At 69.6% G+C, this 11,890-nt stretch carries 10 protein-coding genes; 2 read left to right on the plus strand and 8 right to left on the minus strand.

Going from position 1 to position 11,890, the window contains the following annotated elements:
* Positions 1 to 213: 213 nt before the first annotated feature.
* The 3 genes from DIE15_RS08875 to DIE15_RS08885 all read right to left on the minus strand — a co-directional run bounded on the left by DIE15_RS08875 (position 214) and on the right by DIE15_RS08885 (position 3,718).
* The gene (locus DIE15_RS08875) at positions 214 to 1,473 is read right to left on the minus strand and encodes an MFS transporter (RefSeq protein ID WP_057928943.1); all 1,260 of its coding nucleotides are present in this window, start codon (positions 1,471 to 1,473) and stop codon (positions 214 to 216) included.
* Positions 1,470 to 2,675 (minus strand): YbfB/YjiJ family MFS transporter, encoded by a 1,206-nt coding sequence (locus DIE15_RS08880; RefSeq protein ID WP_124832991.1) that lies wholly within the window; start codon positions 2,673 to 2,675, stop codon positions 1,470 to 1,472. Before DIE15_RS08880 ends, DIE15_RS08875 begins: the two co-directional genes overlap by 4 nt.
* A 116-nt stretch (positions 2,676 to 2,791) precedes the next feature.
* Positions 2,792 to 3,718 (minus strand): LysR family transcriptional regulator, encoded by a 927-nt coding sequence (locus tag DIE15_RS08885; protein WP_057928944.1) that lies wholly within the window; start codon positions 3,716 to 3,718, stop codon positions 2,792 to 2,794.
* A 143-nt stretch (positions 3,719 to 3,861) separates the two neighbouring features.
* On the opposite strand from DIE15_RS08885, the gene DIE15_RS08890 reads away from it, so the two are divergent.
* The gene (locus tag DIE15_RS08890; protein WP_124832992.1) at positions 3,862 to 5,058 is read left to right on the plus strand and encodes a hypothetical protein; all 1,197 of its coding nucleotides are present in this window, start codon (positions 3,862 to 3,864) and stop codon (positions 5,056 to 5,058) included.
* 445 nt (positions 5,059 to 5,503) lie between these two features.
* Positions 5,504 to 6,961, plus strand: a complete 1,458-nt coding sequence (locus DIE15_RS08895) for an MFS transporter (protein ID WP_124832993.1) — start codon at positions 5,504 to 5,506, stop codon at positions 6,959 to 6,961.
* A 68-nt stretch (positions 6,962 to 7,029) separates the two neighbouring features.
* Here DIE15_RS08895 and DIE15_RS08900 read toward each other — a convergent pair whose 3' ends face one another.
* The 5 genes from DIE15_RS08900 to DIE15_RS08920 all read right to left on the minus strand — a co-directional run bounded on the left by DIE15_RS08900 (position 7,030) and on the right by DIE15_RS08920 (position 11,721).
* The gene (locus DIE15_RS08900; protein ID WP_124832994.1) at positions 7,030 to 7,923 is read right to left on the minus strand and encodes a LysR family transcriptional regulator; all 894 of its coding nucleotides are present in this window, start codon (positions 7,921 to 7,923) and stop codon (positions 7,030 to 7,032) included.
* A gap of 131 nt (positions 7,924 to 8,054) precedes the next feature.
* Positions 8,055 to 8,882 carry an alpha/beta hydrolase gene (locus tag DIE15_RS08905; RefSeq protein WP_124832995.1) on the minus strand — a complete coding sequence of 276 codons (828 nt, stop codon included), beginning with the start codon at positions 8,880 to 8,882 and terminating at the stop codon, positions 8,055 to 8,057.
* A 255-nt stretch (positions 8,883 to 9,137) separates the two neighbouring features.
* Positions 9,138 to 9,521, minus strand: coding sequence for a VOC family protein (locus DIE15_RS08910; RefSeq protein WP_124832996.1), 384 nt, complete (start codon positions 9,519 to 9,521; stop codon positions 9,138 to 9,140).
* A gap of 25 nt (positions 9,522 to 9,546) precedes the next feature.
* Entirely contained in the window at positions 9,547 to 10,509 is a 963-nt protein-coding gene (locus tag DIE15_RS08915; RefSeq protein ID WP_124832997.1) for a hydroxymethylglutaryl-CoA lyase, read from the minus strand.
* Positions 10,510 to 10,530: 21 nt separating this feature from the next.
* Complete coding sequence (locus DIE15_RS08920) at positions 10,531 to 11,721, minus strand: CaiB/BaiF CoA-transferase family protein (RefSeq protein ID WP_057928974.1); 1,191 nt, start codon at positions 11,719 to 11,721, stop codon at positions 10,531 to 10,533.
* Between the last annotated feature and the right edge of the window lie 169 nt (positions 11,722 to 11,890).

Consider the following 11,890-nt stretch of genomic DNA (forward strand, 5'->3'; position numbering starts at 1 on the left):
GGCACGCGGCGCGTTCGCGGCACGTCGCGTGCAGCCGGGCCGGTCATGCGAAAGCGATGGCGAATGCGGCGGCCGATCGGGCGTTGACGCCGGCTCGCGCGAGGCGCGATACGTTCGCGGATCGTCACGTTCGAACGGTGCGCGCAGCGGCTTCCCCGCAACTGCGCCCATGCTACGCCAGTCCGCCACCCCCCGGTTCGGCCCGCGCCGGCTTTATCGACTGCGTACGCGACAGGCGAGCCCCGCGCAGGCGGTCAGCAGCGCGGCCGTCACGAAGAATACCGAATGCAGACCGAGCGCGACGCCGATTTGTCCGCCGATCACGGGGCCGATCACCTGCCCGCAGAACTGCGCGGATTGCAGGTAGCCGAGCATCTGGCCCGTCGCGCGCTCGTCGACCGACTGGCGGACCAGCTTGCCGATCGCCGGCAGCAGCCCGGCGAGCGTCATCCCCATCAGCACCCGCAGTGCCGCGAGCTGCCACCAGTGCGTGACGAACGCCTGCGGCAGCATGGCGAGCGCGGTCAAAAGCAGGCAGCCGACGATCACGTTCCAGCTGCCGATCCGGTCGGCGAGCGCGCCGAGCCGCGCGGCGGTGAGCACGCTGCCGAGTGCCGAACAGGCCATCACGACGCCGGCGACGCGCGCCAGGTGACTGCCGTCCACGCCGAGCCCGCCGATGTAGACCGTGATGATCGGCTCGATCGACATGTTCGCGAGCAGCACCATCATCGCCGTCACAAGGAGCGCGGCGACCGCCGCACGATCGGTGCGCCGTGCCGTGTCCGCCGTCGTTGCGCGGGCTTGTCGCGCCTGCGCGTCGGTGTCCGCGCGAAAGTCTTCCTTTACGATGAAGATCGTCAGCAGCGCGGCGACGGCGATCATCGCGCCCCCCGCGAAAAACGTCCCGCGAATGCCGAGCCAGCCCGGCAGCAGCCCGCCGACGAGCGGCCCGACCAGGTTGCCGGCGAGCGCACCGGTCGACAGGATGCCGAGCGCCCAGCCCGCGCGTTCGCGCGGCGCCTGGGTGCCGACCATCACGGTCGACGCTGACGCATAGCCGCCGACGAGCCCGGCGACGAGCCGCAGCGCAACGAGTTCCTGGACGTTATGCGCGACGCCGATCAGCGACATCACGACGGCCATTCCGAGCGCCGCGCGCACGAGCATCGGCTTGCGGCCGAAGCGATCCGCGAGACGGCCCCACAGCGGCGCGGTCACGGCCGTGCCGAGAAACGTCGCGCCGAACGCGACGCCCGACCATTCGATCACGGCCGACTGCGCGTCGACGCCGAGCTGCCGCACATACAGCGGCAGGAACGGCAGCAGCATGCTCAGGCTGACGAGCGTCGTGAACGAACCGAATACGCACACGGCGAGATTGCGCCGCCAGTAGCGCGCATTGCGTTCGGCGTAGCTTGCGGCGGACCGGCCGGAGAGCGCCGCGGCCGGTGCCTGGACGGTCGTGCTCATCGCGCCCTCGCCGTGCAGGCCACATCGACCACGAGCGCGAGCAGCAGCGCGGCGCCGCCGACGGCGAACAGGGTTTCGTAACGGCCGCCGCTCGATGCGAACAGGTACGACAGACCGTAGGCGGCCACCGCCTGCATGATCGCGAAGCTGGTCGTCGCGCTGCGCCATGCGCGTTTCGCGACCGACGGATGATGGGCGAGCAGTTCATTCACGCGTCCGAGTGCGAGCGGCACGATGCCGGGTGTGAACGCGCCGACCAGCATGCTCGATACGATCAGCGCGGCCGATCCCATCCCGAGCAGCGGCAGCACCACGGCGACGGCCTCGATCGCGAATGCGATGCGCAGCGCACGGCCGAAGCCGGCGCGATCGGCCAGATGCCCACACGCGAGCGGCCCGACGATCGCGCCGAGGCCGTACAGCACCCAGTACTGCGCGCCTGCGTCGACGCCCTTGCCGAGTCCGCGGGCCACGTAGTCGACGAGGAAGATCATGTGCGGGACGAGCCCGACCGCATTGAGACCGTACTCGACGTACAGCGCGCGCAGGCTGCCGGTCGGCAGGTTGCGCGCGTGTGCGGCAGACGGCGCGACGGCCGCGGCGGGCGGCGCATCGTCCGCCGGCCAGCCGTGCCACGCGACGGCGGTCAGCAGCAGCGACACGACCGCGAGCCCGAGCCACGTCGCGGCGAGCCCCTGCCGCAGCAGGATCGGCACGATCGTGCCCGACGCCGCGATGCCGAGACCGATCCCGGTGAAGATGCCGCCGCTCGCAAAACCGCGGCGCGCCGGCGGCACGTGCGCCAGGATCACGGGCGCGGCGAGCACCATCAGGGCACCGCCCGACAGGCCGGATGCGAAGCGCCAGACGAAGAACCACAGGAACGATACGGGCACCGCGCAGGCGACGAACGCAAGCGTCGCGAGCAGCATCATCGCGCGCAGCACGGCGGTCGAGCCGGCGCGACGCGCGAGTGCACCGGCGATCAGCGCGCCGGCCAGGTAACCGCCGAGGTTGGCCGCGCCGAGATAGGCTGCCGTCGCGGCGGGAAACCAGTGCGCGCCGATGATCGCGGGCAGCAGCGGCGTGTACGCAAATCGCGCCAGGCCGATGCCGATCAGGCTCGCGCTGGCGCCGGACACCGTGCCGCGCCACACGTTGAACGCGGGGGCATGCGGCCGGTCGAGAAGCGCTTGTTGCATGAGGACCTCCATTCGCTGGACGGCCGCACGTGCGTCCGTCGGTTGAAGGAAGTCTAAATTGAACCGGATATCGAGAGAATCCACGCGATGCGGAAGCCATTCTTCCGCAATGCGGTTCAATCTCCGTCGGTGATGGTGGCCAGCCGGGCGAAGTGCTCGCGCAACCGCGGTGCTGCGAAATCGACGAATGTCCGCACCTTCGGCACCGACAGTCGTCCGTAAGGTGTGACGAGATGAATCGGCAGCGGCGCGTGCTCGCTGTCGCGCAGCACGATGCGCAGCGCGCCGTCCCGGACGTGCTCGGCGACGTGATACGAGAAAAGCCGCGTGACGCCGTGGCCGGCGAGCGCCGACGCGACTGCACCGCGGATCGTGTTGACGATGAAGCGCGGCGCGAATGGGACAACCTGCGGCAGCGCCGACTGGCCGGACGGCGGGAAGCTCCATGAATCGAGCCCGAAGTGCGTCATCGAGATGATCCGGTGCCGGGTGAGATCGGCCGGCGTGGTGATCGGCGGATGGTTCGCCAGATAATCGGGCGACGCGACGACGACGCGGCGCACCGTGCCGACCGGAATCGCGACGAGCGTCGAATCCGTCAGGTGCGCGATGCGCAGCGCGACGTCGATCCCCTCGTCGATCAGGCTCACGGGACGGTCGAGCAACTGCAGGCGAATCGACACGGCCGGATGGCGGTCGATGAATTCGTCGAGCAGCGCGCGCAGCACGTCCTCTCCCGCGGCGACCGGTGCGGTGACCGTCAGCAGGCCGCGCGGCGCCGAGCGTTCGTCGGCGATCAGCATGTCGGCTTCCTCGAGATCCGCGAGGATGCGGCGGCACGCTGCCGCGTAGCGTTCGCCGGCTTCGCTCAGGCGAATCGTCCGGGTGGTCCGGTACAGCAGCGCGGTGCCCGTGTGCGCCTCGAGAAACGCGATCGCGCGGCTGACCGCCGCCGGCGAACGGCCGAGACGGCGGCTCGCGCCCGCGAGACTGCCCTCGTCCAGCGTGGCGACGAACACCTTCATCGCATCGATTCGGTCCATGGCGTGCAGGTGTGCGCGAGTGGTCGTGTCATTGACGGGGAAAAGCAGCGAGCAGTCTACCGTACGCGCTCGGCGGCGGTTCGTCGGCCCCGCCGAGCCGCTTCGTGAAATACTTCGGCCACGCGTCCTTCCGGAACCCCGCGATGACCGAAATGCCTGCCGTGCCCTCGTTCCGTTGCCCGATCACGCGTTGCGCACTGACGTGCATCGCCGCGTTGCTGGCCGCCGGGCCGGCGACGGCCGCCTCTGCCGCGGATTCGCCGGGCGGGTCGCCTGCACCGGCCGCCCACGCCCCGCTACGCATCCTGTTCGTCGGCGACAGCCTCACGCACGGCCGTTACACGCCCGTGCGTTCGTACGGCGCGATGCGCACCGGCAGCCAGGCGGCCGACGGCACCGCTGAGGTGGCCGACGAAAACGTCGGGCAGACCGGTGCGCGCGCGGAACACGAGCCGGGTCCGTGGGGCGGAATTCCGGGCATCTTCGCGCGCCTTGCCGTCGAAGCCGGGCTCGACTATGAGGTTCACCTCGAGGCGATGTCGGCGACGAGTCTCGCGAAGCATGACCGTGTTGCATCGGACGTGATCGACCGGCCCACCTGGGATGTGGTCGTCCTGCAGGAACTGAGCGCGAAGCCGCTGCCGTTCGCGCTCACGCACAGCCGCGCAAGCGATCCGGCCGGTTTCTGCGCGAGCGTCGCGAAGCTGGCGCGCGGCATTCGTGCGGCGGCGCCGCGAGCGCGGGTCTATCTGTATGAAACCTGGCCGCGCGCCGATCTCGCGAAAGCGCTCGCCGGCGAGCCGGGCAGCGACGGTTTTCGCGCACGTTACGCCGATCGTCTCGCCGATCTGGTCGCCGCGTATCGCGATGCATACGAAGGCGCGCGCCGCGCCGATCCGTCGATCGTGGCAGTCGCACCGGTCGGACGCGCGTGGCAGCGCGCATGGTCGACCGGTGTCGCCGATCCCGACCCATATGCGCCGTCCGGCGCGCCGCTGCTGTGGTACGGCATGCGCGCGCAGAACGACCCGCCGATCTCGCGGCCCGACTATCTGCATCCGGGCGTGCCGGGCGCTTACCTGAGCGCGCTCGTGCTGTTCCAGCAGATCGCCGGTGTCGACGTCCGCACATTCGGCCCACGGGAGCACGCGGCCGCGCAACTCGGCATCGCGCCCGATCTGGCGGCAAGGTTGCAGGCCGTTGCGTCCGATACGGTCCTGGGTGAACGGGCCGACGCCGATGCCGGTGCTGGTGCTGGTGCCGGTGCTGGTGCTGGTGCTGGTGCCGGTGCCGGCGCGACCACGACGGCCGGACGTTCCGATCCGTGCGCGTCGCCATGAATGGCGACGATCGCGCCTTGTGAGTCACATCGATCGCTAGACGCTGACGAGTGCGGGAACCGAAGCCTGCCGATCCGTTGAGCGGCGCCGGGCGACGCTGTCGATACCGAGCCGCGCGGTATGGCTTCCCCCGATCGCCGAATGGGCGCCACACCGCTCATGGTTTTCCCTGCCACTGCGTTCCCGCAGCCGCCATCGTCCCGCCCGACGCCCGTCCCGCGGGCGTTGCGCAGCCTTTCTGCGCAGGAAAGGATGCTTGAAGCATCCGCAATTATCGCGCCGCGCAAATTCGCCCACCATGTTTCGGACGATCGGCGCCACCCGCGCATCCGGCCTTTCGCGGGCGTGGCGGGCACGTGTGCGTCGCGTCGCGCGGCCGGAGCCGCAAGGCCGGTCGCGAACGGCCGGGCGTCGCGCCACGGCAAATCGATAATCAGGAGACACGATGAACAGCCAATCCCTCAACCTTGGCGGTACCGCGGGCGCGCCCGCATCCGCCGTACCGCCCGCGGCCCGGGCCGGCGCCGATGCGACCACCCTTCCCGCCCGCGGCATCACGCTCGGCGAATTCATGGACGACCTGCCGGTCGGTGCGCTGCACCGGTTCGTCGTCTGGGTGATCGGCATCGGGCTGTTCTTCGACATGTACGAGATCTTCCTCGTCAGCACGATCGGTTCCGCGCTGCAGAACGAATACGGGCTGAGCCGGCAAAGCGCCGATTTCAAGCTGCTGCTGGCATCGGCATTCATCGGGATGTTCGTCGGCGCGATGTGTCTCGGCAGCCTCGCGGACCGCATCGGCCGGCGCAAGGCGTTCCTGCTGACGCTCGTCTGGTACAGCGCGTTCTCGCTGATCGGCGCGTTCTCGGTGAATGCCGACATGCTGGTCGCATGCCGGTTCCTGACGGGCATCGGCGTCGGGGCGATTTACCCGGTCGCCGACAGCTTCCTGTCGGAAATCCTGCCGAAGGACAAGCGCGGGCGGCTCGCCGCGTGGGCCTATACGACTTCGTATGTCGCGGTGCCGCTGGTCGGCTTTCTGGCGCTATGGCTGAACCCGCTGCACATCGCGGGCGTGGCCGGCTGGCGCATCATCCTCGCGATCGGCAGCCTTGGTGCCGTGTACGTGCTGGTGGTCCAGCAGCGGCTGCCCGAAAGCCCGCGCTGGCTGCTCGCGCAGGGCCGCACGGCGGACGCGCATGCCGCCGCGCGGCGCTTCGCGGACAGCGCCGGCGTGCGTGTGCCCGAGCAGTTCGCGGCGTCGGCCGAACCGCAGCGCCCGCTGAGCCTCGGCGAGCGCATCGCGCTGCTGCGCCGCCGGCCTTATGGCACGCGCTACCTGATGCTCGCCGTGTTCCACCTGTTCCAGGGCTTCGGTTATTACGGCTTCGGCACGCTCGCGGGCACGGTCGTCAAGAGCCGCGGTTTCGACGTGACGGACAGCACGCTGTTCATTGCACTGTCGTTCATCGGCTATCCGATCGGCTCGCTGCTGTCGATTCCGCTGTTGAACTGGATCGAGCGCCGCACGCTCGTGATCGTGTCGATCCTGTCGATCGCAGCGTTCGGGCTGTGCTTCGCGTACTCGGGCAATACGGTGCTGATCGTCTGCTTCGGTTTCCTGACGACCTGCGCGTCGAACGTGTTCAGCAACGCGTATCACGTGTACCAGGCGGAGATCTTCCCGGCGCGCGTACGCTCGACCGCGATCGGCAGCACGTACGCACTGTCGCGCATCGTGAGCGGCGTGCTGCCGTTCGTGCTGCTGCCGGTGCTGGCCGAACACGGCGCGGGGGCGATGTTCGGCGTGATCTCGGTTGCGCTTGGTATCGTCGCCGTCACGTTGCGCGTGCTCGGGCCGCTGACCACGCGGCGCAGCCAGGACGACATCAATCCGGTCTGACGCGGCGACCGGCACGGGGCGTGCGAATGCGTGCCCCGTGCATCGCGCGTGCGGCGCGTTCCGCTTGTTCAGCGCGCCGACATGAAATCGAACAGCTTCGCGATGTCGGTGGTCAGCACGCTGCCGGCCTTCACGCCGACCCACAGCGTGCGCGTCGCCCACGCATCGTCGAGCTTCACGACGCCGAGCCGCGCCGCGCGCTCGCCGGTCACCGCATCGCGCGGCAGCACGCCGATCCCGAGCCCGGCCTCGATCATGCGGCTCACGCCATCGAAATTCGATACCTGGATGCGCAGCTTCAGCGAGCGCTCGGCCGCGAACGCGGCGTCGGTCATCCGCGCGAGCAGCGAACTGCCATCGCTCAGGCCGACGTAGTCTTCATCGAGCGTGTCCGCGAAGCGGATGCTGTCGAGCGCGGCGAAGCGATGCCCGCGCGGCACGAGCAGCACGAGCTCGTCGCGCCGGTATAGCCGGCGGTCGATGCCGGGCGCCGGCACGTTGTCCGCGAACACGCCGAGATCGGCCTTGCCGGACGCGAGCGCGTCGACGATCTCGTGGCTCAGCCGCTCCTCCAGACTGACCTTGATGCCCGGATTGTCGGTGAGAAACGCGGCGAGATCGGCCGGCAGGAACTGGACGATGGCCGACGTATTGGTCCACACGTGAATGTGGCCGCGCACGCCGGCGACGTAGTCGCTCATCTCGTGCGCCATCCGGTTGACCTGCTCGATCACCTTCGCCGCATGGTCGAGCAGCGCGCGGCCCGCGGGCGTCAGCTCGACGCCGCGCGCATGCCGCACGAACAGCGCGCTGCCGGTCACGCCTTCGAGCTCGGCGATCCGCTTGCTGACCGCGGACAGCGTGAGCTGGCCGTGTTCGGCCGCCTTGGTCAGGCTGCCGTGCTCGGCGACGAGCGCGAACACGCGCAGCGACTGCAGATCGAAATGAAGCGGGTTCACCATGATGAGGGTCCTGGGGAAAGCCGTGCGGCGCGGGCGAACGGCGCCGGATCGGCCTGATGCCGATCATACGCCCGGCCGCGCGCGGCGCGAACGGGTGTGAACGGGTGCCGAATGCGTGCAATACGACGCGGTCAGCGTGGCGCGATCGCCTGCAACGCGGCGAGCATCGCGCTATCGGGTTTCGCGAGATCGTCGAGCACCGTGAAGTGCCGCATGCCGGGCAGCCATGCGCGCGCGATCCGTTCGCCGGCCGCCTCGCATGCGTCCGCGTATTCGTGCGCCTGGCGCACGAGCTCGGGCAGCTCGGCCGCGCCGACCGCGACGACGGTCGGCGCGCCGGGCCCGACATGACGCAGCGGGCTGTACGCGGCGATTTCCTGTTGGGTCAGATTCAGTTTGTCGTCGAGCACACAGAGCGAGATCGGTTCGAGATCGACGAGCGGGCTGATCGCAAGCGCCGATACGACGCCCGGATGCGCGCGATGCACGGCCGTCAGGTGGCCGCCGGCCGAGTGGCCGCTCAGGTGGATCGGCCGGCCAGCGGTGCCGATGCGGTCGGGATCGGCCGCGAGACGGTCGAGCAGCGCGCCGATCTCGCCGACGATGTCGGTCATCGACGCGTCCGGCGCGAGCGTGTATTCGGCGAGCACGACGTCGAAGCCGCACGCGAGCGGCCCGGCGGCCGCATACGCGAAATCCTCCTTCGCGCAGTGCTGCCAGTAGCCGCCGTGAATGAACACGAACAGCGGCGCGTCGGGCCGCCCGCAGCGCAGCCAGTCGAAACGCTGCGCGGGGCCCGCGCCGTAACGCAGGTCGCGTTGCCCGGACGTCGCATCGTAGAGCGCCCTGCTGCGTGCCTGGCAGGATGCGAGCACGGCCGGGAAATCGGGAATGGCCTTCGTGTTCAGGTAGGCGGCGTCGAGCGCCGCGCGGTCCATGCCGCGATAAAGGATCGTCATTCGGGAAGCGCCTGGATCGGATTGCGGATACGCGGGACGTTCGCGGTGCCCGCTGCGATGGCGACGGACGGGCCGACGCCGTCGCACCATTATCCGCAGCGTGACCGGGGCCGGCTATCCGGAATCGGCGGGTGCGGCGCGCATCTGTCCGCTTTCGGCGGCGGACTGTCGCGCGGCGGGCGCCGCGTGCCGGCGCATGCGCGAACGGACGGACCGGCGCGATGAGACGGCACGACGACCACCACGCGAAGCCACTCAGATCAACTCGGAAATCTCGATCAGATTCAGGTCCGGGTCGCGCACGTACACCGACCGGATCTTCTGCGTCGCGCCGGTGCGCTCGACGGGCCCTTCGACGATCGGCCATTCGACGCGTTGCAGATGCGCGATCACGTCGTCGAGCGGCACCGACGCGATGAAGCACAGGTCGAGCGCGCCGGGCACCGGCACGTGCGCCTTCGGCTCGAACTCCGCGCCGCGCACGTGCAGGTTGATCTTCTGGTTGCCGAAGCGGAACGCGAGCCGGCCCGCACCGAAGGTCTCGAGCTGCATCTGCAGCACTTCCGTATAGAAATGCTTCGTCCGCTGCGGATCGACGCAGGTCAGCACGAGGTGGTCGAGGTGGTCAATCAGCGCCATGTGATTTGCTCCTGTTCACGGCTGTTCACGAGAAAGCCCGCTGCGCCGGCATGCTGCCGGCTTCGGCGCGCGGCGGCGGATGAAGGTCCGAGCGGCGCCCGGCCTTCAGGATCTGGCTCGGCACGTCGTGTCCGATCAGCGCGGGCAGCCGTGCGGCCGCGGCGAGCGCGGCCGCGAGGTCGACGCCCGTATCGTAGCCGTCGAGTTCGAGCATGTGCACGAGCTCCTCGGTGCACGCGTTGCCGGTCGCGCCCGGCGCGTACGGACAGCCACCGAGCCCGCCGAGCGACGCGTCGAAGCGGTCGATGCCGGCGTCGAGCGCGGCGAGCGTGTTCGCGAGCGCCATCCCGCGCGTGTTGTGAAAGTGCAGCGTGAGCTGCAGCGCGCCGAAGCGCTCGCGTGCGCGCTCGGCCAGCGCGCGCACCTGCGACGGATACGCCATGCCAGTCGTGTCGCACAGCGTGAAGCCGTGCACGCCGAGATCCGCGAAGCGCTGCATCCACGCCAGCACGGTTTCGTCGCGCACGTCGCCCTCCATCGGGCAACCCATCGTGGTCGACAGCGACACGTTGAGCGCGACGCCCGAGCCGCGCACCGCATCGATCACGTCGCGCAGCTGCGCGAACGACTGCTCGCGCGTCATCCGCAGGTTCGCGCGGTTGTGACTTTCGCTCATCGACATCACGAGGTTCACCTCGTCGACGCCGCACGACAGCGCGCGTTCCGCGCCGCGCACGTTCGGCACGAGCACCGTATAGACCACGCCCGGCGCGCGGACGATGCCGTGCATCACGGCCTCCGCGTCGCGCAGCGCGGGGATCGCCTTCGGCGACGTGAACGACGTGACCTCGATCTTCGCGTAGCCGCATGCACTCAATGCGTCGACGAGCGCGATCTTGTCGTCGGTGTCGACGAACGCCGCTTCATTCTGGAAACCGTCGCGTGTGGCGACTTCGTGGATGTAGAGTCGTTGGAGATGCTTGCTCATGTCGTCGTCCCGGTGGTCGGTTCAGATCACGCCGCGCGTGCGCCAGTCGTCGCGCGTCGCGGCATCGATGCCGATGGATTCGAGTACCGCGTCGGTATCGGCGCCGAGCGCGGGCGCGGGACGCTCGATGCGTCCCGGCGTCGCGCCGAGTTTCGGCACGATGCCCGGCACGAGCACGGGCGTGCCATCGGGCAGCGCCGCGTCGACGATCATGTCGCGCGCGCGGTAATGCGGATCGGCCGCGATGTCCGCGACGTCGTAGATGCGCCCGGACGGGATGCGCGCGTCGTTCAGTGCAGCCAGCACGCCGTCGAGGTCGTGCCGCGCGCTCCATTCGCCGATCGCCGCATCGATGCGCGCGACCTGCGCGACGCGCCCGTCGTTGTGCGCGAGCGCCGGATCATTGCCGAGATCGGGCCGCCCGATCAGTTCCATCAGGCGCCGGAAAATGCTGTCGCCGTTGCCGGCGATCAGCGCGTACTTGCCGTCGCGGCAGCGGTACGCGTTGGTCGGCGCGATGCCGGGCAGGCTGCTGCCGGCCGCCTCGCGCACCGCGCCGAACGCCGAGTACTCGGGCAGCAGGCTTTCCATCATGTTGAACACCGATTCGTACAGCGCGACGTCGACGACCTGCCCCTTGCCGCCCTGCTGCTCGCGATGGCGCAGCGCGAGCAGGATGCCGATCACGCCGTGCAGCGCCGACAGCGAATCGCCGAGCGACACGCCGACGCGCACCGGCGTGCGGCCCGGTTCGCCCGTCAGGTGCCGCAGGCCGCCCATCGCCTCGGCGATCACGCCGAAGCCCGGCCGGTCCCGATACGGGCCGGTCTGGCCGAAGCCCGACACGCGCAGCATCACGAGCCCGGGGTTGATCGCGGACAGCGTCTCCCAGCCGAGCCCCCAGCCTTCGAGCGTGCCGGGCCGGAAGTTCTCGATCAGCACGTCGGTCTCGGCGACGAGGCGGCGCACGACGTCCTGCCCTTCGGGGGTGCGCAGGTCGAGCGCGAGCGAGGTCTTGTTGCGCGACTGGGCGGCCCACCAGACCGACGTGCCGTCGTGCAGCAGCCGCCATTTGCGCAGCGGGTCGCCGACGCCGGGCGGCTCGACCTTGATCACGTCCGCGCCGAATTCGGCGAGCATCCGGCCCGCGAACGGCCCGGCGATCAGTTGGCCGAGTTCCAGCACGCGGATTCCGTCCAGGGGTCTCGTCATGTCTGTCTCCGATGAAATCGTGTTGTCGATGACGGCGATCATGACGGCGTTCGCGCCCGGCGAAAATCGATCGATGCTCAACCAGCCTTTCCCGAACGGAAAGGCATGCAAGGCGGTGAATCAGGAGACGCCGCGCCGCTCCACATGCGATGGAGCGCCGGCCTTTCCA

Source organism: Burkholderia sp. Bp9031, from assembly GCF_003857965.1.
Taxonomy (GTDB): Bacteria; Pseudomonadota; Gammaproteobacteria; order Burkholderiales; family Burkholderiaceae; genus Burkholderia; species Burkholderia ambifaria_A.